Here is a 19,964-nt window from a genome sequence, read left to right on the forward strand (position 1 = left end):
GCGCGCCGCCCAGGCAAAAGGCATCGGCCAACAGTCATTGGGGTCAAAACGGACAGCCTGCACGCCCTGCGGCGGACAACTGTCCGGACAGCGGACACCGGCATACCGGCAAAAACCCTTAGAAATCAACGACAAAAAGTTGGCACGCGGCCTGCTTGGTACTGGGCAAGGGAAGCAAGGATCAAACCGAAACTGACTGGATGCTGAACAGAAACAAGAAAGTTGAAATTGTTCTTGCACGCCCCGAATCGGTGTACTACCTTACTACCACACCACTGCTCACCAACACTAAACAGGACCTCGCCATGAACACCAAGACGCTCGCCATCGCCATCGCCCTCGCCGCCGGTTCCGCGTTTGCTTCGTCGGTGCAGGCCGCCCCCGCCATCGTCACCCTGGAGACCGTGCAGGTCCGTCCGTCGGCCGACCAGATCGTCCAGGCCGAGGTCGAGCGCACCAGCAGCATCCCGACCCTGGCGGTCGTTGAAGTCCGCCCGACCGCCGGCCTGATCGCCGATTACCGCGCCGAACTGGCGGCCACCCGCCGCGTCACCACGCTGGCCGCCGTCGAAGTGCGCCCGACCGCCGAACAGCGCCAGGCCCTGGCTGCCGAGCAGAGCAAGGACCGCGGTTACGCCGCTACCTTCACTGCGGTTGCGACCGCCGTCGCCAACGAAGTGATCATCAACCTGCCGACCCTGCAGGTGCGTCCGTCGGCCGCCGATCTGCAGGCCCTGGCGATGGAAACCGCTGCCGCCGCCGCCTCGACCGCTGCCTCGACCCTGATCCGCCAGTAAGCCGTAGCTGCGGTCCCCCGCAGCCTCGGCGTACACTTCGCCGATGACTGCCACGCCCACGTTCCATGTCGTCCTGTTCCAACCCGAAATCCCGCCGAACACCGGCAATGTGATCCGCCTCTGCGCCAATACCGGCGCGCGGCTGCACCTGATCGAGCCGCTCGGTTTCGACCTGAGCGACAAGCAGCTCAAGCGCGCCGGCCTGGACTATCACGAATACGCCCGACTGCAGGCCCATCCAGACCTCGAGACCGCCCTGCAGGTGATTGCACCCAAGCGCCTGTTCGCGCTGAGTACCCGCGGCAGCGTGCGTTACGACACCCCGCAATTCGACGATGGCGACGCCTTCCTGTTCGGTCCGGAAACCCGCGGCCTGCCGCAGGACCTGCTCGACAGCCTGCCCGACGGCCGACGCCTGCGCCTGCCGATGCGACCGGACAACCGCAGCCTCAACCTCTCCAATACCGTGGCCGTGGTGATGTACGAGGCCTGGCGCCAGCACGGGTTTGCCGGCGGGGTGTGACGGTGCGTCATCGCGTGCCGAGTTCAGCGTGCCGACCAACGGTCGGCACCTACCGGCTGCGTAGCACCTGACCGTTGGTCAGGTGACCTTAGAACGCGTTGATCCCGGTCAGCTCGCGTCCGATCACCAGCTGGTGGACGGTCTCGGTGCCCTCGTAGGTGATCACCGATTCCAGATTGAGCGCGTGCCGGATCGCCACGTGCTCGGTGGTGATGCCGGCGCCGCCGAGCAGGTCGCGGCACTCGCGCGCGATGTCGATGGCCATGCGGCAGTTGTTCCACTTGGCCAGGCTGACCTGCTGCGGCTGCAACTGGCCGGCGTCCTTCAGGCGCCCCAGTTGCAATGCCAGCAACTGCGCGGTGGTGATCCGCCGCGCCATGTCGGCCAGCTTGATCTGCGCGCTCTGCGTGGCGGCCACCGGCCGGCCGAACAGCACGCGCTGCTTGGTGTAGGCCAGTGCTTCATCCAGGCAGGCCACCGCGGCGCCGATCGGGCCCCAGCTGATCCCGTAGCGGGCCTGGTTCAAGCAGCCCAGCGGACCCTTCAGGCCCTGCACGTTCGGCAGCCGGTTGCGGTCGGGCACGCGCACGTTGTCGAAGAACAGCGCACCGGTGAGCGAGGCGCGCAGGCTCATCTTGTGCTTGATCTCCTGCGTGGTGAACCCGGCCATGCCCTTTTCCAGCACGAAGCCCTGGATGCCATCCTCGGTATGCGCCCAGATGATCGCGATGTCCGCCACCGGCCCGCTGGTGATCCACATCTTGCTGCCGTTGATCACCCAGTCACTGCCGTCGCGCACCGCGCGGGTCTTCATCGCCGCCGGATCGGAGCCGCCGTGCGCCTCGGTCAGGCCGAAGCAGCCGATCACCGTGCCGGTGGCCATGTCCGGCAGCCAGCGCAGGCGCTGTTCTTCGCTGCCATAAGCGTAGATCGGGTACATGCACAGCGAGCTCTGCACCGAGACGAAACTGCGCAGGCCCGAATCGCCGCGCTCCAGTTCCTGGCAGATCAAACCGTAGCTCACCGCGTTCAGTCCGCCGCCGCCGTACTGCTCGGGCAGGCTGGAGCCGAGCAGGCCGAGCGAGGCGATTTCCGGGATCAACTCGTCCGGGAAACGCCCGTCGTCGAAAGCATCGCCGATGATCGGCAGCACCCGCGTATCGGTGAAGCGCGCCACCGTTGCCTGCACCGCGCGCTCCTCCTCGCTGAGCAGCGAACGGATATCGAACAGATCGAACGGATTCAGTGACATGGCATCCCGGCAGGTGGCGGTGGAACAGGCCCCCATTGTGGTCGTTGTCGTGGAATGGGCCAAGGGAAGCGGCAATCGCCGGCACGCGCGCGACGTGCTGCACCGCAGCATCCGCGTACCGAGCACGCGGCGACACCGCTGTCATCGTCGGCGATCTAGGCTTAAATGCGCCGGGCCGGTACTCTGGCGCACTGATCCAACCGTTTCGCCGTGGTGTGACACGCGCGATTCCCAGGCAACCGCCGCCCGTTCAACCGCGGCACTACCCAAGAGTTACGCAGCCCCATGAGCGAAGAAATCAACGTCCTGCCCCCGCGTGAAGTGATGGAATTCGATGTGGTGATCGTGGGTGGTGGCCCTGCCGGCCTGGCCACCGCGATCCGGCTGCGCCAGCGCGCCATCGAGGCCGGCCGCGAACTGTCGGTGTGCATCCTGGAAAAGGGCTCCGAACCCGGCGCGCACGTCCTGTCCGGTGCGGTGATGGACCCGCGGGCGTTGACCGAACTGTTCCCGGACTGGGCCGAGCGCGGCGCACCGCTGAAGCAGAAGGTCACCCGCGACGAATTCCTGTTCCTCAATGAGACGGGCTCGCGCAGCACGCCCAACGCGCTGCTGCCGGAGTGCTTCCACAACGAGGGCAACTACATCGTCAGCCTGGGCGAAGTCACCCGCTGGCTGGCGCAGCAGGCCGAGGCGCTGGAAGTCGCGATCTTCCCCGGCTTCCCGGCGGCAGAAGTGCTGTACAGCGACGACGGCGCAGTGATCGGCGTGGCCACCGGCGACATGGGCATCGAGAAGAATGGCCAGCCCGGTCCCGCGTTCGAGCGCGGCATGGCGCTGCACGCCAGGTACACGATCTTCGCCGAAGGCTCGCGCGGCCATCTCGGCCGCCAGCTGATCGCGCGCTTCCAGCTCGATGCCGGCAAGGATCCGCAGGCCTACGGCATCGGCATCAAGGAACTGTGGCAGATCGATCCGGCCAAGCACGAACCGGGCCTGGTGGTGCATGCCGCCGGCTGGCCGCTGGACAACGACACCTACGGTGGCGCGTTCCTGTACCACGCCGAAGGCGGCAAGGTCTCGATCGGCTATGTGGTCGGCCTGGACTACAAGAACCCGTGGCTGAGCCCGTTCGAAGAGTTCCAGCGCTTCAAGACGCACCCGGACATCCGCAAGCACCTGGAAGGGGGCAAGCGCATCGGCTATGGCGCCCGCGCGATCACCGCCGGTGGCCTGATGTCACTGCCCAAGACGGTGTTCCCGGGTGGAGCACTGGTCGGCTGCGAGGCCGGCTACCTCAACGTCAGCCGGATCAAGGGCAGCCATGCCGCGCTCAAGACCGGCATGCTTGCCGCCGATGCCGCCTTCGATGCGTTGGTCGCCGATCGCCAGCACGATGAGCTGAGCGCGTACCCGCAGGCGTTCGAGTCCAGCTGGCTGCATGCCGAGCTGCTGCAGTCCAAGAACTTCAAGCAGTGGTTCAAGAAGGGCCAGACCGTGGCCGCGCTGATGACCGGCGTCGAACAGTGGCTGCTGCCCAAGCTCGGCATCCGCAACCCGCCGTGGACGCTGCGCCACAGCACGCCGGACCATGCCTGCCTGGAGCCGGCGTCGAAGCACGCGAAGATCACCTATCCCAAGCCGGATGGCGTGCTTACCTTTGACCGGCTCAGTTCGGTGTTCCTGAGCAGCACCAACCACGCCGAAGACCAGCCCGGCCACCTCACGCTCAAGGACGCCAGCGTGCCGGTGCGCATCAACCTGGCCGAGTACGCCGGGCCGGAGGCTCGCTACTGCCCGGCCGGTGTGTACGAGTTCGTCGGCAGCGAAGGGCATGAGCAGCTGCAGATCAACGCGCAGAACTGCGTGCACTGCAAGACCTGCGACATCAAGGACCCGACCCAGAACATCGTGTGGGTCACGCCGCAGGGCGGCGGCGGCCCGAACTACTCGGGCATGTGACCGGCATGGCCTGCGACTACCGGTCGCAGGCCGTCGGGCGCGGCAGGCACCGCCGCACTGGCTATCCTGATCGTCCTGACGGACATCTGCGCTGCGCCATGCCCCCTGCGTTCCGTTCCACCCTGCCGTTGCTGGTCTGCCTGGTGCTGAGCGCGTGCGCGCGCCCCCCGCAGACGCCGGAACAGATCCACCAGCAGGATCTGCAGCGCGCGTTCGCGATCTGCGCCGGCTGCCACACGGTCAGCGCCGGTGGCGTGCACCGCTTCGGCCCGAACCTGCACGGCGTGATCGGCCGCCGTGCCGGCAGCATCGCGGGCTACCCCTACTCCAACGCGATGCGCGAGGCCGGGCTGACCTGGAACGAACAGACCCTGGATGCCTTCCTGCGCTCGCCTGCGCAGGTGGTACCGGGTACCCGCATGGTCAACGCCACCGCCGACCCGGAGCGTCGCCGCCAGGTGATCGAATACCTGCAGCAGCAGCGCTGACCGCCCGGGTGGCGCTCAGGACGCCTGCAGCCGCACAAGATAATCGCGCAGCGCCGCATCGAACGCGCTGATCGCCTCGGCGTGCGCCGCCACGCCGTCTTCATCCACGCTGTCCATCAGGCCACGCGCCTGGACCGCCAGCGCGCCCGCACCCAGCGTTGCCAGGCCGCCCGCCATCCGGTGCAGCACCTCCACCAGCGCGGGCCCTGCCCGCTCATGCAGGGCCGCCTGCAGCCGCACCAGATCGGCGGCGGATGTCGTGCACAGGCCCTCGATCAACACGTCCGCCACATGCGCCGATCCAAACCGGCGCACCAGGGCTTCGCGGTCGGGCGGCGCGTCGGTGACGCCCGATGCCTCCGGTGCGGCTGACCGGGTCGGCGGTACGTCCGGCAACCAGTGCAGCAGTGTCTGACGCAACGTGGCCAACGCCACCGGCTTGATCAGCAGGTCATCGATGCCGGCCTCGCGGCAGCGTTGCAGGTCGTTCCCCATCGTGCTGGCGGTGAGTGCGATCACCGGCATCCGGGCGCTGCCGCGGTCACGCTCCTGGTCACGGATCCGTCGGGCCATGGCGTAGCCGTCCATGACCGGCATCCGGCAATCGGTGAGGACCAGGTCGAAGCGGGTGCGCGCGAGCAGCGCCAGCGCCTGTTCGCCATTGTCGGCCAGGATGTGTGACAGGCCGAGCTGCTGCATGCGCCAGCCCATCACCGCCTGGTTGGTGGGATGGTCCTCGACGATCAGTATCCGCCGCTGCAGCAGCGCGGCCGGCAGCGGCAGCACCTGCGCCTGTTCTTCGGCGGCGCCAGGCTGCTCGTCGATCGGCACTGTGGGCAGGGTCAGCTGCACCTCCACGCAGGTGCCTTCACCCGGCGCGCTGTGCAGCATCAGCGTGCCGTGCATCAGCGCCACCAGCCGCTGGCAGATGCTCAGGCCCAGGCCGGTGCCGCCGTACTGGCGGCTGGTCGCCGCGTCGGCCTGCGCGAAGGGCGCGAACAGGCGCTCGCGCTGCTCGGGCGAAATGCCGATGCCGGTATCGCGCACGGTCAGGCGCAGCCGCTGCGCGCCCTCGGCATCGGTATCGAGCACCCCCAGTGCGATGCCGACCTCTCCTGCGTGGGTGAACTTGATGGCGTTGCTGAGCAGGTTGAAGGCGATCTGGCGCAGACGCAGGCCGTCGACCAGATGCATGGCGGCCACGTCATCGTCGATCTGGATCTGCAGGTCCAGCCCCTTCGCCACCGCCTGCGGCGCGAGCAGCTGCTGCACATTGCCGAGCAGCGCACGCAGCGCGACCGGATGCGGCTGCAGCGACAACGCACCGGCCTCGATCCTGGAATAGTCCAGCAGATCATCGAGAATCTGGCGCAGCATCTGCGCCGAGTCTTCGATCACGCCGATGATGCGGCGCTGCTCCCCGTCCAGCGAGGTATGCGAGAGCACCTCCATCATGCCCAGAACGCCCGCCATCGGCGTGCGGATTTCATGGCTCATCGTCGCCAGGAACTCGGATTTCGCTGCGGTGGCGCGCTCCGCGGCGGCCTTGGCCAGCGCCAGCGCATCGGCCTGCGCGCGCGCCTCGGTGACATCGACCCAATAACCGCTCCACAGCAACGCGCCATCCTCGGCGTCGTAGGGCAGCGCGCGCGAACGCACCCAGCGCAGCGTGCCCCGTGCCGAGGTGCGGAATTCGATGTCCAACGGGGTGAAGTCGCGCGCAGCGCGATCCATGGCCTGGAGGACACCGGCGCGGTCGCGCTCGTCGATGCGATCCATCAACGCACTTTCGTCGGCCATGGCTTCGGCCGCGGTGACGCCGAACAGCGCGTCGGTGTCACCGGCGATGTAGGGCAGGGACACTCGGCCATCACGCTCGCGGCGGCCCTGGTAGACGATCGCCGGCAGGTTGTCGGTGACCTCGGTCAAGCGCTGCTCGGCACGCCGCCGCATCGCCACTTCCCTGCGCAACAGCCAGTAGCCCCACAGGTGCACCAACAGGGCCGTAAGCAGCACCAGCACCAACGGTACTGCCCAGCGCGCGATCGTGCGCCAGTCCGCGTCGCTGCGGTACTCCGCCGACAGCCAGTCCCCTCGGATCGCCTCGTGTTCACGCGCGCTCATGCTGACCAGCATGCGGTCGAAGGTGGTGGCCAACGGCGCGTACTGGCGTTTGACCGCCAGCGACAGGCGGTCGCTGAAGCCGGCCGGCGCGGCCACGTGCAGCTGTGCAGGATAGCGCTCACGCACAATCCGGTCGACGATCGCCAGATTGCCGATGTACGCATCGGCGTCGCCGTTTGCCAACCGCGCAAGGGCCAGCGCGGCACTACGCGCCGGCACGATGCGGGCATTCGGTGCCTGCTGCAGGATGTAGCCGCGCAACCGGTCCGGATCGGACAGCAGGATGCTGCGACCGTCCAGGCCGTTTACGTCCAGCACCGACGCACCGCCGGCCGCCGTGACGATCACGTTCGGCACGGTGATGAAGGGCTGGCTGAACACCCAATCATCGCCGAGGTAGGCCGAATCGTTGGGAATGCCCATGATCGCGTCGACTTCGCCGCGCCGTAGCTGTTCGCGTACCTCGAACCAGTCATGCGCGGGCGCGAGGGTAAGCTGTGCACCGAGGCTGCGCAGAAGGCGCAGGTACTCGGCCGACACACCGCTGGGCTGGTCGGCGCCGTCTATGAAGGCCAGCGGCGCCGCATTCGGTGCGAACGCGAGCCGCAGCGGCGTGGCCAGCGCACGCTGTTCGGCATTGCCGAGGATCATCCGGGATTGCGCCGACCACTCCGGCGTCCGCAGCCAGCGCTGTTGCAGACGCTCACGCTCGCTCTCGGCCAGTGCGGACAGTCCCATGTCCAGGGCCTCGGCCAACGGCTGCTTGGCGTTGGGCACACCGAAGTGCAGGCGTTCCGGCGGCAGGTCACTGGGGCGAAGCAGCGCGACATCGGTCAGCCACCCCTCGGCGATGAGCGCAGTGGCAACGTAGGCATTGCCGATGTACACATCGGCCTCGCCTTTTCCCACCATGGCGAGCGCGGCCATGGTGTCGTCGGCAAGCACGCGGCGAGCGGCGGGAAAGCGCGCGCGGACGTCTTCGCTGGTCACGAACTCGCGCTCGGTGACCACGCGCAGCCCGCGCAGATCGGGATCGGCCGATGCCCGCGTATCGCCGGGGCGACCGACCAGGGCCAAGGGAGCATCGGCATAGGGTCGCGTGTAGACCATGCAGCGGGTGCGGTCGGCGGTGAGGGTGATGTTCATCACCACGTCGATCTCGCCGCGGCACGCCGCGTCCAGGACTTCGGCCCAGTCGCGGTACATCCGTACCTTCACCTGCACGCCCAGCTGCCGCGCGAGCAGGCTCAGGTAATCGTATCCCAGACCGGCAGGTTTACCGTCGCGCAGGGATTCGAACGGCGGCCAGCCGCTGTCGTACATGCCAAGGATGATGGTAGGGTGCCTGCCAAGCCACTCGCTCTGCCGGGGCGACAGGGCGGAAGGGCTGGCGGCGGAGGCCGACACGGCCCAGGCCATTGCGAGCACGACCGGCACCAGCCAGCGAACGACGTAGGTACGCATGCTGCCTGATCTCCGTAGAATGTATCCCCATCCCGGCACGGCCCGACGGCTGCCTTACAGGCAATACTAGTCCATGACCCTGCGCATTATCATTGCCGATGACCATCCGGTCGTACGGATCGGCACCAAGGCCGTGATCGAGTCCAGTGGCGTTGGCCAGGTGGTGGCCGAAGCCAGCACCGTGGCCGAGCTGATGACCGCGCTGTCCGAACACCCGTGCGACGTCCTGGTCACCGATTACGCCATGCCCGGCGGCCAGCAGGCGGATGGGTTCGCGATGATCGAGATGATCCGCCGGCGCTTTCCCACGCTGCCCGTGCTGATGCTCAGCGTGTCCAACAACCTGGCGATCCTGCGCATGGTGGTCGCCACCGGCGTGCTGGGCCTGGTCGACAAGACCTCCTCGATGGACGAACTGCCCACCGCGATCCAGACCGTGCAGCGTGGCATGCCCTACGTCAGCCAGACCCTGAAAGAGCGCATTGACGCGATCGGCACGAACAACGTGGAAGAAGGCGAAGCCAAGCCGCTGTCGCCGCGCGAAGTGGAAGTGCTGCGCCTGCTCGGCAGCGGCATGACGGTCAAGGAGATCGCCCTCCATCTGCACAAGAGCGTGAGCACTATCAGCCGCCAGAAAGGCGATGCGATGTTGAAGCTCGGCCTCAAGGGCGACGCCGAGCTGTTCGATTACCTGCGCGACGGCGAACGCTGATCGCCGCCTCCCACTGACGGCCGCTCAACCGCGTTTTCGGCCAACGCGATGCACGCGCATCGCAGCAATGCCGTGCGCGTGTGCATAGCAGATACCGCGGATAAAGTTCCTTCGAATACCCTTGTATTTATATACTGCTCAGTTTGATATTCAGGGCTAATTGGGGTGACTAACGGATAATTCACACCTGTCGCCAGCAGCGATTTCCCCTCCCCTCTGCTGGCGGACAAAACCAAAAAATAAAAAGGTGTCCCCGATGATGAAGACTTCCCTGCTTGCCCTGGGTCTGCTCGCTGCACTGCCGTTCGCTGCTTCGGCAACCGACGGCCTGTCGTACAACTATGTTGAAGGCGGCTACGTGAACACCGATGCCAAGGGCGGCGACGCCGACGGCTGGGCGGTGAAGGGCTCGGTCGCCGTGGCGCCGAACTTCCACGTCTTCGGTGATTACAACGCGCAGGAAACCAAGCGCGGCAGCAATGATGTGGACCAGTGGAAGGTCGGTGTCGGCTACAACTACGGCATCGCCCCGACCACCGATCTGGTCGCCCGCGTTGCTTACCAGAAGTTCGATCCGAAGCACGGCCTGGACTTCAACGGCTACTCGACCGAAGTCGGCGTGCGCAGCGCGTTCACCCCGAACTTCGAAGGCTACGTGATGGCCGGTTACGAGGATTACAGCAAGAAGCACGGCATCAATCCGGACGGCGAGTTCTACGGCCGCGTCGGCGCCCAGGCCAAGCTCAACCAGAACTGGGGCCTGGCTGGCGAAGTGAAGCTGGCCAAGGGCGGCGACAAGGAATGGTTCGTCGGTCCGCGCTTCACCTGGTAATACGCGATACGCAACACCGCGGTACGTTGTTGGATGGCGCGGTCTCTCTCCCCTGCGCCATGAAGCCCGGCTCACGCCGGGCTTCTTTTATGCAGCACCTGGCGACACCCTCGTCGGTACGCCACGAAACAACCCGGCCACGTGCCGGGTTTTTTCGTTCTGGCGCTGAAAAAAACCCCGGCGCTTGCCGGGGTTTTTCATGCGTCACTTGAACAGCGTGTCCGGATACTCCGGCTTCTGTTCGCGTGCCAACAGCGCACGCAATCCTTCTTCCGGGGTCTGCTCACCGTGCAGCACGGCGCGCACCCGGTCGGAGATGGGCAGGTCGATGCCGTGACGCCGCGCCTGGCGCATCACTTCATCGGCGGTCTGCACCGACTCCACCACCTGGCCGATCTCGCGCACGGCATCGTTCAACGATTGCCCGCGGCCCAGGGCCAGGCCCAGCCGACGGTTGCGCGAAAGATCGCCGGTGCAGGTCAGCACCAGATCGCCCAGGCCGGCCAACCCCATCAGGGTTTCCGGCTTGGCGCCGATCGCGGCGGCCAGCCGCAGCATCTCATTGAGGCCACGGGTGATGAGGCCGGCACGGGCGTTGAGGCCCAGCTGCATGCCATCGGCGACGCCGGTGGCCACCGCCAGTACGTTCTTCATCGCACCGCCGAGCTCGGCACCGACCATGTCATCGCCGGTGTAGGCGCGGAACGCCGGGCCGTGCATCGCATCGGCCACCTGCTGGGCGAAGTCCGGCGCGTCACCGTGCACGGTGATCGCGGTCGGCAGGCCCTGGGTGACTTCCTTGGCGAACGACGGGCCGGTCACCACCGCCAGCGGCACGTCCGGCCCGAGGACCTCACGGGCTACTTCGTGCAGGAACCGACCGGAGCCGGGTTCGAAGCCCTTGGTCGCCCAGGCCACGCCGGCATCGGCCGGCCGCAGCGGCGCCAGCGCACGCACGGTTTCACCGAACGCGTGCGACGGCACCACCACCAGGACCCAGGCGGCGTCCTTGACGGCAGCAGCCAGGTCGGTGGTCGCGCGCAGCGACTCGGGCAGTGGAATGCCCGGCAGATAACGGGTGTTCTCGTGGCGCTGGTCGATGGCCTCGACCATCGCCGCATCGCGCCCCCACAGCACGGTCGGGTGACCGTGCCGCGCGAGCAGGCTCGCCAGGGCGGTGCCCCAGGAACCGGCGCCGAGAACCGCGATTTTGTCTGCGTGGTTGCTCATCCGTACGACTGCAGCGCCGATCAGGCGTTGCCGGCCGGCTCGGAATCAGCGAGCGAGGTCTCGCCCTGTTCCTGGCGCTGGCGCAGGGTTTCGGCGTACAGGCCTTCGAAGTTGATCGGCTGCAGGAAGAACGGCGGGAAGCCGCCGGCCTGGATCAGCTCGCTCACCAGCGAACGCACGTACGGGAACAGGATGTTCGGGCACTGGGTGCCGAGCAGCACGTCGATCGACTGCGGGTCCAGGCCAACCAGGCCGAACACGCCGGCCTGCTGCACTTCGGCCACATAGGCGGTCTTCTCGCCGGCCTTGCAGGTCAGGGTCACGGCCAGCACGACTTCGAAGGCGCTCTCGCCCAGGCGTTGGACGCGCTGGTTCAGGTTGAGCTGCAGTTCCGGCTGCACGGCGTCGTTGAAGACGGCCGGAGCGTTCGGCGATTCGAACGAAACGTCCTTGACGTAGATCTTCTCGACGGTGAACGAGGGACCGGTAGCGGCGTCGACCGGCGCGACGGCGCCGTTGGTGTTCTCTTCGGACATTTCCTGTTGCTCCAAAAATGAATGCTGTAAAAACGGATTGTTACATGCCCTGCGATGGGGGCGCTGTGCGCCGCGTACAAGGCGTGCGCTGCAATCCAAGGGGAATCAGTTGCGGCCCTTGACCAGCGGCAGTTCGGCCTGCTGCCACGCCGGGAGGCCGCCGTCGAGCACGCTGACCTGGGTGAAACCGGCCTTCTTGAGTGCCTTGGCCGCGGTCTCGGAGGCATTGCCGCTGCGGCAGACCAGCACCACCGGGCTCTGCTGCGCCTTGGCCACCAGCTTGTGCTCCGGGCCGAACTGGGCCGGCTGCACGTTGCGGCTGCCGGCGATGTGGCCCTTCTCGAAATCGCTGCTCGAGGACAGGTCGACCACGATGGCGCCACCGGCATTCATCAGCTGGGTCAGTTCAGCCGGCTTGAGCGACTTGAAGCCACGGAACAGGCGGCGGACTTCGGTCACGATGATGGCCACGGTCAGGCCGACCAGGGCCATCGACAACATCGGGTTTCGGCCGGCAAAGGCCAGCAACTCTTCGTAATTCACTAAGATCACGGGTCGATAAGCGGGCGCCGATTGTCGCACATGCAGGCGAATCGGCGTCCAGCCCCGTGCGGGCAGGTCTCAGCGGTCCTGCCAGAGGTCCGGCAGGCCGTTGGCCTGGAGCCAGCGCTTGTCCTCGGCGTCCCAGCGCCAGATCTCCCGCACCCGCACTGTGCGCTCGGACTGGGTGTTGTTGTTGATCACCCGCACCTCGGCCGTGCGCCCCACCCGGCCGTCGGGCATGGGCACGTTGTCGCTGGCGCGATAGCTGGAGATTTTGACCTGCTCGAAGCGGCGCAGCTCCAGATCGGTCAGCGGGTGGGCCTTGGCGTACTCCGGATCCAGGTACGGCAAGGCATCCTCGACCGTGCCCCAGCGCATCGTGGCGTCGTACTTGACCTGGGTTTCCTCCAGCGCCTTGCGCTGTTTCCTGGTGGTCTTCTGCTCGGCGGCCAGCGCGGTCACGCTGGTCAGCGCGAACAGGGCGATCAGCAGGATCTGAAGCGTACGGCGCATGCGAATTCCCCACTAGGCAAGGCGCCCATCCTACCGCCTGGCGAAGGCCACGAAACGGCCGCTCAGTTCAGCGGCCGCCTTGTCGCCGTCGCCCGGCTGGCGGGCGGTGAGGCTGATGCGCGCCTTGCCGCGTTGGGCGAAGGTGGCCAGGAAGCTGTCCCAGTCGGTTTCCGCATCGGCCTGGGCCTGCGCATGCAGATCGCCGTACACCGGCGCGAGGTAGCGGATGTGGCTGTCGGCCACGTAGACATCCGCATCGAACCCGGCCAGGCGCAGCCGCAGCGTCACCAGGGCCCAGCCGGACAGGGTCAGGGCCGAGGCCAGGCTGCCGCCGAAGGCGTTGCCCTTGTCGTTGACGTTGGCGGCCAGCGGGGCATGGATGTGCAGGACGCCGTCGCGATAGTCGTGGACACGGATCTGCATGGCCGCCACCGGCGGCATGGCATCCAGGACATGCTGCAGCGCGGACAACTGCGCCGGCAGGGAATCGGTTGCGGACATCTGGCTGGTCACGTCACATCGAAGGGCTCGCATAATGCCCGCAATGAACACCGAAACGAAAGTCGCGCCCTGGACCCTGATCTCGCTGCGCCCGCGTGGCCAGCATGCGCCGCTGCGGCGCGCGGCCAAGGGCAGCGGCGCAACCGTCATCGCGCTGTCGCCGTGGGCGCTGCAGGCACGCGCGGATGCGGCCACCTGCGTCGACCTCGCCGCTGCGCTGGCGGCCGAGCGGGTCGTCTTCAGCAGTCCAGCCGCCGTGCACGCCGCCGCGCGGCTGGCCGCGCTGGATGCGCCGCACGCCGGCCAGTGGCTGGCGGTCGGCGCAGGGACGGCCGCCGCCCTGGCGCGGCATGGCGCGCGGGATGTGCTCGCCCCGGGGCGGATGGACAGCGAAGGCCTGCTGGCCCTGCCGGCCTTGGCGGACCTGCGCGGCCTGCGTGCCGGGTTGGTGACGGCTCCGGGCGGCCGTGGCGTGATTGCCGCCACCCTCCAGCAGCGCGGCGCCCAGCTGCTGCGCGCCAACGTGTATGCGCGCCAGCCCCTGCCGCTGGCACCGCGCACGCTGCAACGGCTGCGGCGGTCGGCCGCCCCCTGGGCGCTGGCCTTGAGCAGTGGCGAGGCCCTGTCACTGCTGTTGGAGCAGCTCCCCGCGGACCTGCAGGTCCGCCTGCGCACGGCATCCGTGGCCGCGGCCAGCGAGCGGCTGGCAACGCAGGCGCGGGCTGCCGGCTTCCTCAACGTGACCCTGGCCGCCGGCCCGTTGCCGGCGCAGCTGGTCAGCGCTGCACACGCCGCGCTCATGCACCCGGCGTCTTCCTGAACAGGGAGGGCGCGCGGCCTTGCAGGGGGCTCGGGCGACGGGCGATGCTGTGCGCCACGTCGCTCGCCAGCCAGCGGACTGCCCGGCGCGCGCGACAAGGATGCCTGTATGAACGACCCGGTTTCGCCCCCCTCTTCGAGCCGCCCCCTGCGCTGGATCGTGCCGATCGCGGCGTTGGCCGTATTGGTCGGGGCCGGTGCATGGGGTTGGACGCAGTGGCAGGCGCGGCAAGCCCAGGAGCGGTTGCGGCTGGAGAACGCCCAGTTGCAGGTGCAGGGCCTGCTGGACAGCGTCGAAGCGCTGCGCCGCGACCAGCGTTCCACCTCCCAGCGCGTGCAGGATGCCGCCGCGACCAACCGCGTGCTTCGCGATGAAATGCTGGGCCTGAGCCAACGCAACGCCCTGCTCGAAGAGAACCTGGCCAAGCTCGCCGACAGCACCCGCCACGGCGCCCAGGCGCTGCAGCTGGAAGAGGCCGAGCTGCTGCTGAGCCAGGCCGGGCAACGGCTGGCCTATGCCGATGACGTCGAGGGGGCCAAGCGCTTGTACGCGTTGGCGGCCACCTCGCTGGACGATGTGCAGGGCAATGAATACCTGAACCTGCGGCAGGCGCTGATGCAGGAGCGCAACGCGGTGGATGCCCTCGGCCCGGGCGCGCGTGCCCAGGCACAGGCCGCGCTGGCGCAGTTCGCCGCTGCATTGACCGGGCTGCCCGAGCAGATCGACGCAGCGGTCGACGCCACGGCGGTGACGCCGTGGTGGCACCAGGTGCTCGCCCCGTTCGTGACCATCACTCCCACCCGGCTGCAGGGCCCGTTGACCGAAGCCGAGCGTGTGGCCGCCTGGGATTCGCTGCAGCTGGAGCTGACCCTTGCGCGCGCCGCCGTGGAGCGCGGCGACCAGGCCGGCTACGTCCAGGCGCTGGACCGGGTGGCGCTGTGGCTGCCGCGGCTGTGGCCGGATTCACCTGCTCTGCGCGAGCGTCGTGCTGAACTGCACCAACTACGCGCCCGTGAGCTGCGTCCATCGTTGCCCGAACTGGGCAGCACCCTGCAGCAACTGCGCACGATGCGTACTGGGAGTTAATCGATGAAGCCGTTTCAATCTCTAGTGGTCCTGCTGCTGGCCGTGGCCCTGGGCGTGATCGCCTCGCAGTGGCTCGGCACCGAACAGCTGCGCCAGTTCGGTGAAGTGATCTACCGCTACGGCGGTACCGACTACCGCTCCACCGTGCCGCAGGTCGCCCTGATGGTGCTGGTCGGGCTGCTGGTGCTGTGGCTGCTGTGGAGCCTGCTGGCCTCGCCGTTCCGCGCCTGGGGCCGCTACCGCCGCAAGCAGGGCCGCGCCCGCCTGACCGAAGGCCTGCAGGCGCACGAACACGGCCACTGGCAGCGTGCGGAAAAGCTGCTGACCAGTGCTGCTGAAGACAAGGAAGTGAGCGCGGTCGCCATGGTGACCGCGGTGCGCAGTGCGCAGGCGCGCGATGACGATGCTGCGGTCAATCAGTACCTGCAGCGCCTGGCCACCGAAGATGCCACCAGCCATGCCCTGCTGCTGGCCGAACGCCTGCTGGCCCAGGAACGCCCGGTCGATGCGATCAACGTGCTCGACGTGGCCGCGATACAGCCGCTGCCGCCGCGCGGCCTGTGGCTGCGGACCGAAGCACTGGCCCGTGCCGATCGCGCGCACGAGGCGTATGGGCAGCTGGGTGCGCTGCGCAAGCAGAAAGTGCTGCCCGATGCCGCCGTGGCCGAACTGGAAATCCGCCTCGCCGCGCAGTCGCTGCTCGAAGCCGGCGACGTCAACGCCCTGGCCGCGCAGTGGGAAGCCACGCCGAAGGCATTGCGCAGCGATCCCGATGTCGTCTCCGCCTATGCGCTGCGCGCAGTGGCCCTGGACTGGGACGAACCGGCCCTGCTCAACCTCGAACAGGCACTGGACACGCGCTGGGACGAATCGGTGGTGACGCTCTACGGCCAGATGCCGGTAGAGAAACTGGCCACCCGCCAGGCCAACCTGCAGCGCTGGTTGACCACGCAGCCTTCCAGCCCCGCATTGCTGCTGGCGCTGGGCCGCATCGCCGCCCGTCAGCGCCAGCACACGCTGGCCGAGGATTACCTGCACCGCGCGATTGCCGCCGGTGCCGGCCCGGCCGCGTGGGAAGCGTTGGGCGAGGTGTTCCTGGATCGCGGCGAGACCGCGCTGGCCTCGCAGTGCTTCGCCAATGCCCTGCGCCAGCAGCGCGGCGATGACAGCGTGGCGTTGGCCCGTGCCTCGGCCACGACGCCGCTGGACCCGATCGTGCCCGAACGCGCGACCATCGAAGAGCAGTCGCTGATGGGCGAGCCGGCGCCGGTGCAGGATCGCCTGCACGGGGAGCCCGGCCACATGCACGTCGAAGAAGATCGCCTGCACGTGGAACGCGACGAGTTCGGCAATCCGCGCCTGCCGTAACGGGCGGCGCGGCATTTGGGACATCCACGCATGGCGTGGATCTACCCGGGAACGAAGAAGGCCGCCCTTGGGCGGCCTTCTTCGTTTCCGGCGTCGGCGATCAGCGCTCGACGATCGCCACCACGCCCATGCCACCGGCGGTGCAGATCGAGACCAGCGCGCGGCCACCGCCGCGCTCGGCCAGCTGCTTGGCCGCCGTGGCGATCACGCGGGCACCGGTGGCGGCGAACGGATGGCCGGTGGCCAGCGACGAACCCAGCGGGTTGATCTTGGCCGGGTCGATCCTGCCCAGCGGCGCATCCAGGCCGAGGCGGTTGCGGCAGTAGTCTTCGCTTTCCCACGCGCGCAGCGTGCACAGCACCTGGGCGGCGAACGCTTCGTGGATTTCGTAGATGTCGAAATCCTGCAGGGTCAGGCCGTTGCGCTTGAGCATCTCCGGCACGGCGATGGTCGGCGCCATCAGCAGGCCTTCGCCATGCACGAAATCAACCGCGGCCACCTGCGAATCACGCAGATACGCCAGCGGCTCGTGGCCGAGCGCGCGCGCCCATTCTTCACTGGCCAGCAGCACCGCCGAGGCACCATCGGTGAGCGGGGTCGAGTTGGCAGCGGTCAGCGTGCCACGGCCGGAGGCCTTGTCGAACGCCGGCTTCAGGGTGGCCAGTTTCTCCAGTGAGGTATCGGCGCGCAGGATGTTGTCGCGCTCCACGCCGCGGAACGGGGCGATCAGGTCGTTGAAGAAGCCGCGCTCATAGGCCGCGGCCAGCTTCTTGTGCGACGACACCGCCCATTCGTCCTGCGAATCGCGCGCGATGTTCCATTCCTTGGCCATGTCCTCGCAGTGGTCGCCCATGCTCTTGCCGGTGCGCGGCTCGGCCACGCCCGGGAATTCCGGCTTGAGTTCGCTCAGCTTGAAACCACGGGTCAGCGCCTTGAGCTTGTCGCCGGTGCTCTTGGCGCGGTTGGCGGCCAGCAGGCGTGCGCGCAGCTTCTTGCCGTAGACGATCGGCACGTCGGACGTGGTATCCGAACCGCCGCCGATGCCCGAGTCGATCTGGCCGAGCGCGATCTTGTTGGCCACCGCGATGATGGTGTCCAGCGAGGTGCCGCAGGCACGCTGCATGGTGATGCCCGGGGTCAGCGGAGACAGGCCCGAGGACAGCGTCGCTTCGCGGCCGAGGTTCCAGTCGCTGGAGTGCTTGATCACCGCGCCCATCGCCACTTCGCCCAGCTGCTGGCCGTGCAGGCCGAAGCGCTCCACCAGCGCCCCGAGCGTGCGTACCGACATACCGAGGTTGCCGACGTCCGAATAAGCCGTGTTCTGGCGACAGAACGGGATGCGGACGCCGCCGAGGATGGCGACGGGACGGGCGTTGGGCATGGAGATACCTGGCATGGGAGGGGTGTCTGCAACATGGCCTGCACGAAGGAGCAGGCATAATGGGGCCAAGTGTAGCTGCCGCCCTGTGATGGGCCAACCGTGAAACCATGAGCAAACCCGACCACGGCATGAATGCCATTGGCGTACTGGCATTGGAACTGGCCGGCGGCGACGCCCCGCGCCATGCCGCGCTGTCCTCTGAACAGGCTGGTGAACTGGCCGAACGTGTCGGCCGCGATCTGGCCAAGCTGGTGCCCGGCGTCAGCGGGCTGGACTTCGTGTTCGCCGGCGCCCATTTCGATCCGGCCGAAGTGCTGCGTCCGGGCTGGCCGGTACACCGGCGCCTGGAAGAGCTGCAGATGCGTGCCCCGGGCCGCAGCCAGGGCCCGCGCGTGCTGGCCTTCGGTGCCGGCGCCGACGGCGATGTGCCGCTGCCGTTCCAGGCCGATGCCACCCTCACCGGTGGCGGCCTGCGGGTGGTGCCGTTCCTGCTGACCGGCACCGAAGTCGCGCAGACCCAGGCCGTGGCCGAAGCGCTGGAAGAGGTGCTGCTGGCCCAGGGCATGGCGCAGCCCGATACCGCCCTGCAGGCGCAGAACGCGTTCGGCGCACAGATCGAGCATGCGCGCTATTTCACGGTGAACGATCTCGCCGCGATGATGTCGATGCAGTACGACAACCAGGGCCTGGCGATCCTGTGGCCGCTGATCGAGACCGCGCTGATGGCACCGCACGTGGAAGAGTGGCTGGATGCCGCGCCGGAGCCGCTGCTTCGATACGCTGACGGCGAAGTACGTATGGCGCTGTTCGACCCTGCCGGCTGGTGTGCGTACTACAACCACGGCACCGGCGACTGCGATCGCCTGCAGGCCATCTACGACCAGTACCTGATCCGCCAGCGGCAGATGGCCGCCGTGCTGGAAGCGCACGGGCTGCCGGTGCTGTTCGTGCATTGCGAAGCCGGGCAGGACGCGCGCGAATTGCTGGCGCGTTGACGGTAGTGCCGGCCGCTGGCCGGCTCCTCGCGCGCTAATAGCGCGCTAATAGGGACGGAGGTAGTTAAGCCGGCGGCTTAACTACCTCCGTCCCCGTTATTTAAAAAAAACGCCGGCGAATGCCGGCGTTTTTCGTCAACCACGGCCCGGTTTACGGGGCCGCTTTGATCACCGCGCAGGCCAGGCGTGCGCCCGCGTTGCCGGTCGGCTGGGTCTTGTAGTCGTCCGCGTCGGCGTGGACGATCAGGCCGCGGCCGATGATGTCGAAGTCATCGCCCTTGCCGATGTTGACGTTGGTCGAGACCGGAGCGTCGACCACGGCATTGCCCTGGGCGTCGGCCTTGATGTTGGGCATGTCACCGCCGTGGTGCGGTGCGGTGGCAACGCTGCCGTGGTCTTCCTTGCCCGGGTTGAAGTGGCCGCCGGCGCTGGCGCCGTCCGGCGCGCTGCAGTCGCCCTTCTCATGGATGTGGAAGCCATGCTCGCTGTTGGGCTTCAGGCCGCTGACCTGGCCCTTCACGTGGACCTTGCCGTCGACGATGCTGAAGGTCACGTTGCCCTTGACGTCGTTGCCCTGTGTGGCGGCGAGATCGGCGCTGGCGGTGTGGTTGGCATGGGCTTCGCTGGTCATTGCCGGCGGGGATTCCGGGGTCGCTTCGGCCGTCGGCTGGGCCGCGGTGGCTTCGGCGGCCGGGGTGGCTTCCGGGGTCGTGTCGGCCGGCTTGTTGCAGGCGGTCAGGCCGAGCGCGGCGATGGCAGCGAACAACGAGGTATGGATCAGGCGCATGTGGATCTCCTTGCGGGTAGCGTTGGAAGAAGCGACGTCGGGGGACTGCG

At 67.8% G+C, this 19,964-nt stretch carries 19 protein-coding genes; 10 read left to right on the top strand and 9 right to left on the bottom strand.

What is annotated here, in order from left to right; genetic code table 11:
- The first annotated feature begins 305 nt into the window (after positions 1-305).
- Complete coding sequence (locus HDC96_RS14015) at positions 306-797, top strand: hypothetical protein (protein ID WP_179460536.1); 492 nt, start codon at positions 306-308, stop codon at positions 795-797.
- Between the two features lie 43 nt (positions 798-840).
- Complete coding sequence (gene trmL / locus HDC96_RS14020) at positions 841-1,320, top strand: tRNA (uridine(34)/cytosine(34)/5-carboxymethylaminomethyluridine(34)-2'-O)-methyltransferase TrmL (protein ID WP_179460537.1); 480 nt, start codon at positions 841-843, stop codon at positions 1,318-1,320.
- Positions 1,321-1,408: 88 nt separating this feature from the next.
- Here the strand turns inward: trmL and HDC96_RS14025 are convergent, their stop codons facing one another.
- The gene (locus tag HDC96_RS14025) at positions 1,409-2,572 is read right to left on the bottom strand and encodes an acyl-CoA dehydrogenase family protein (protein ID WP_179460538.1); all 1,164 of its coding nucleotides are present in this window, start codon (positions 2,570-2,572) and stop codon (positions 1,409-1,411) included.
- A 285-nt stretch (positions 2,573-2,857) separates the two neighbouring features.
- Between HDC96_RS14025 and HDC96_RS14030 the strand changes: the two genes are divergently transcribed.
- Both HDC96_RS14030 and HDC96_RS14035 read left to right on the top strand, forming a co-directional pair.
- The gene (locus HDC96_RS14030; protein ID WP_179460539.1) at positions 2,858-4,534 is read left to right on the top strand and encodes an electron transfer flavoprotein-ubiquinone oxidoreductase; all 1,677 of its coding nucleotides are present in this window, start codon (positions 2,858-2,860) and stop codon (positions 4,532-4,534) included.
- 98 nt (positions 4,535-4,632) lie between these two features.
- On the top strand, positions 4,633-5,022 hold the full coding sequence (locus tag HDC96_RS14035) for a c-type cytochrome (protein WP_179460540.1): 390 nt from the start codon (positions 4,633-4,635) through the stop codon (positions 5,020-5,022).
- A 15-nt stretch (positions 5,023-5,037) separates the two neighbouring features.
- Here the strand turns inward: HDC96_RS14035 and HDC96_RS14040 are convergent, their stop codons facing one another.
- The gene (locus tag HDC96_RS14040) at positions 5,038-8,610 is read right to left on the bottom strand and encodes a transporter substrate-binding domain-containing protein (protein WP_179460541.1); all 3,573 of its coding nucleotides are present in this window, start codon (positions 8,608-8,610) and stop codon (positions 5,038-5,040) included.
- A gap of 73 nt (positions 8,611-8,683) precedes the next feature.
- Between HDC96_RS14040 and HDC96_RS14045 the strand changes: the two genes are divergently transcribed.
- A complete protein-coding gene (locus HDC96_RS14045) occupies positions 8,684-9,322 on the top strand; it encodes a response regulator transcription factor (RefSeq protein ID WP_179460542.1) in 639 nt (212 codons plus the stop codon).
- A gap of 259 nt (positions 9,323-9,581) precedes the next feature.
- The gene (locus HDC96_RS14050; protein WP_172407593.1) at positions 9,582-10,154 is read left to right on the top strand and encodes an Ax21 family protein; all 573 of its coding nucleotides are present in this window, start codon (positions 9,582-9,584) and stop codon (positions 10,152-10,154) included.
- 204 nt (positions 10,155-10,358) lie between these two features.
- Here HDC96_RS14050 and HDC96_RS14055 read toward each other — a convergent pair whose 3' ends face one another.
- The 5 genes from HDC96_RS14055 to HDC96_RS14075 all read right to left on the bottom strand — a co-directional run bounded on the left by HDC96_RS14055 (position 10,359) and on the right by HDC96_RS14075 (position 13,477).
- Positions 10,359-11,384, bottom strand: coding sequence for an NAD(P)H-dependent glycerol-3-phosphate dehydrogenase (locus HDC96_RS14055; RefSeq protein WP_088434819.1), 1,026 nt, complete (start codon positions 11,382-11,384; stop codon positions 10,359-10,361).
- 20 nt (positions 11,385-11,404) lie between these two features.
- Positions 11,405-11,920 carry a protein-export chaperone SecB gene (secB, locus tag HDC96_RS14060; RefSeq protein WP_019184891.1) on the bottom strand — a complete coding sequence of 172 codons (516 nt, stop codon included), beginning with the start codon at positions 11,918-11,920 and terminating at the stop codon, positions 11,405-11,407.
- A gap of 105 nt (positions 11,921-12,025) precedes the next feature.
- Complete coding sequence (locus tag HDC96_RS14065; protein ID WP_179460543.1) at positions 12,026-12,463, bottom strand: rhodanese-like domain-containing protein; 438 nt, start codon at positions 12,461-12,463, stop codon at positions 12,026-12,028.
- 78 nt (positions 12,464-12,541) lie between these two features.
- Positions 12,542-12,976, bottom strand: a complete 435-nt coding sequence (locus tag HDC96_RS14070; protein WP_179460544.1) for a hypothetical protein — start codon at positions 12,974-12,976, stop codon at positions 12,542-12,544.
- Positions 12,977-13,006: 30 nt separating this feature from the next.
- Positions 13,007-13,477, bottom strand: a complete 471-nt coding sequence (locus HDC96_RS14075; RefSeq protein ID WP_179460545.1) for a YiiD C-terminal domain-containing protein — start codon at positions 13,475-13,477, stop codon at positions 13,007-13,009.
- A 43-nt stretch (positions 13,478-13,520) separates the two neighbouring features.
- On the opposite strand from HDC96_RS14075, the gene HDC96_RS14080 reads away from it, so the two are divergent.
- The 3 genes from HDC96_RS14080 to HDC96_RS14090 all read left to right on the top strand — a co-directional run bounded on the left by HDC96_RS14080 (position 13,521) and on the right by HDC96_RS14090 (position 16,751).
- On the top strand, positions 13,521-14,297 hold the full coding sequence (locus HDC96_RS14080) for a uroporphyrinogen-III synthase (protein WP_179460546.1): 777 nt from the start codon (positions 13,521-13,523) through the stop codon (positions 14,295-14,297).
- A gap of 108 nt (positions 14,298-14,405) precedes the next feature.
- The gene (locus HDC96_RS14085; RefSeq protein WP_179460547.1) at positions 14,406-15,383 is read left to right on the top strand and encodes a uroporphyrinogen-III C-methyltransferase; all 978 of its coding nucleotides are present in this window, start codon (positions 14,406-14,408) and stop codon (positions 15,381-15,383) included.
- Between the two features lie 3 nt (positions 15,384-15,386).
- Positions 15,387-16,751 carry a heme biosynthesis HemY N-terminal domain-containing protein gene (locus HDC96_RS14090; protein ID WP_179460548.1) on the top strand — a complete coding sequence of 455 codons (1,365 nt, stop codon included), beginning with the start codon at positions 15,387-15,389 and terminating at the stop codon, positions 16,749-16,751.
- Between the two features lie 100 nt (positions 16,752-16,851).
- Here HDC96_RS14090 and HDC96_RS14095 read toward each other — a convergent pair whose 3' ends face one another.
- Positions 16,852-18,147: an acetyl-CoA C-acetyltransferase gene (locus tag HDC96_RS14095; RefSeq protein ID WP_179460549.1), complete on the bottom strand. Its 1,296-nt coding sequence runs from the start codon at positions 18,145-18,147 to the stop codon at positions 16,852-16,854.
- Between the two features lie 92 nt (positions 18,148-18,239).
- On the opposite strand from HDC96_RS14095, the gene HDC96_RS14100 reads away from it, so the two are divergent.
- A complete protein-coding gene (locus HDC96_RS14100; protein WP_179460550.1) occupies positions 18,240-19,127 on the top strand; it encodes a hypothetical protein in 888 nt (295 codons plus the stop codon).
- A gap of 151 nt (positions 19,128-19,278) precedes the next feature.
- Here the strand turns inward: HDC96_RS14100 and HDC96_RS14105 are convergent, their stop codons facing one another.
- Entirely contained in the window at positions 19,279-19,914 is a 636-nt protein-coding gene (locus HDC96_RS14105; protein WP_179460551.1) for a superoxide dismutase family protein, read from the bottom strand.
- Positions 19,915-19,964 lie beyond the last annotated feature (50 nt).

The sequence above is a fragment of the Stenotrophomonas sp. JAI102 genome (genome assembly GCF_013409105.1).
Lineage (GTDB): Bacteria > Pseudomonadota > Gammaproteobacteria > Xanthomonadales > Xanthomonadaceae > Stenotrophomonas > Stenotrophomonas maltophilia_AA.

Excerpts from the sequence above, each read along its gene's own strand:
- HDC96_RS14095 (WP_179460549.1), bottom strand. The coding sequence starts at position 18,147 with ATGCCAGGTATCTCCATGCCCAACGCCCGTCCCGTCGCCATCCTCGGC.
- secB (WP_019184891.1), bottom strand. The coding sequence starts at position 11,920 with ATGTCCGAAGAGAACACCAACGGCGCCGTCGCGCCGGTCGACGCCGCT.
- HDC96_RS14030 (WP_179460539.1), top strand. The coding sequence starts at position 2,858 with ATGAGCGAAGAAATCAACGTCCTGCCCCCGCGTGAAGTGATGGAATTC.
- HDC96_RS14055 (WP_088434819.1), bottom strand. The coding sequence starts at position 11,384 with ATGAGCAACCACGCAGACAAAATCGCGGTTCTCGGCGCCGGTTCCTGG.
- HDC96_RS14050 (WP_172407593.1), top strand. The coding sequence starts at position 9,582 with ATGAAGACTTCCCTGCTTGCCCTGGGTCTGCTCGCTGCACTGCCGTTC.
- HDC96_RS14035 (WP_179460540.1), top strand. The coding sequence starts at position 4,633 with ATGCCCCCTGCGTTCCGTTCCACCCTGCCGTTGCTGGTCTGCCTGGTG.
- HDC96_RS14070 (WP_179460544.1), bottom strand. The coding sequence starts at position 12,976 with ATGCGCCGTACGCTTCAGATCCTGCTGATCGCCCTGTTCGCGCTGACC.
- HDC96_RS14090 (WP_179460548.1), top strand. The coding sequence starts at position 15,387 with ATGAAGCCGTTTCAATCTCTAGTGGTCCTGCTGCTGGCCGTGGCCCTG.
- HDC96_RS14015 (WP_179460536.1), top strand. The coding sequence starts at position 306 with ATGAACACCAAGACGCTCGCCATCGCCATCGCCCTCGCCGCCGGTTCC.
- HDC96_RS14080 (WP_179460546.1), top strand. The coding sequence starts at position 13,521 with ATGAACACCGAAACGAAAGTCGCGCCCTGGACCCTGATCTCGCTGCGC.
- HDC96_RS14085 (WP_179460547.1), top strand. The coding sequence starts at position 14,406 with ATGAACGACCCGGTTTCGCCCCCCTCTTCGAGCCGCCCCCTGCGCTGG.
- HDC96_RS14075 (WP_179460545.1), bottom strand. The coding sequence starts at position 13,477 with ATGTCCGCAACCGATTCCCTGCCGGCGCAGTTGTCCGCGCTGCAGCAT.
- HDC96_RS14040 (WP_179460541.1), bottom strand. The coding sequence starts at position 8,610 with ATGCGTACCTACGTCGTTCGCTGGCTGGTGCCGGTCGTGCTCGCAATG.
- HDC96_RS14105 (WP_179460551.1), bottom strand. The coding sequence starts at position 19,914 with ATGCGCCTGATCCATACCTCGTTGTTCGCTGCCATCGCCGCGCTCGGC.
- trmL (WP_179460537.1), top strand. The coding sequence starts at position 841 with ATGACTGCCACGCCCACGTTCCATGTCGTCCTGTTCCAACCCGAAATC.
- HDC96_RS14045 (WP_179460542.1), top strand. The coding sequence starts at position 8,684 with ATGACCCTGCGCATTATCATTGCCGATGACCATCCGGTCGTACGGATC.
- HDC96_RS14025 (WP_179460538.1), bottom strand. The coding sequence starts at position 2,572 with ATGTCACTGAATCCGTTCGATCTGTTCGATATCCGTTCGCTGCTCAGC.
- HDC96_RS14100 (WP_179460550.1), top strand. The coding sequence starts at position 18,240 with ATGAGCAAACCCGACCACGGCATGAATGCCATTGGCGTACTGGCATTG.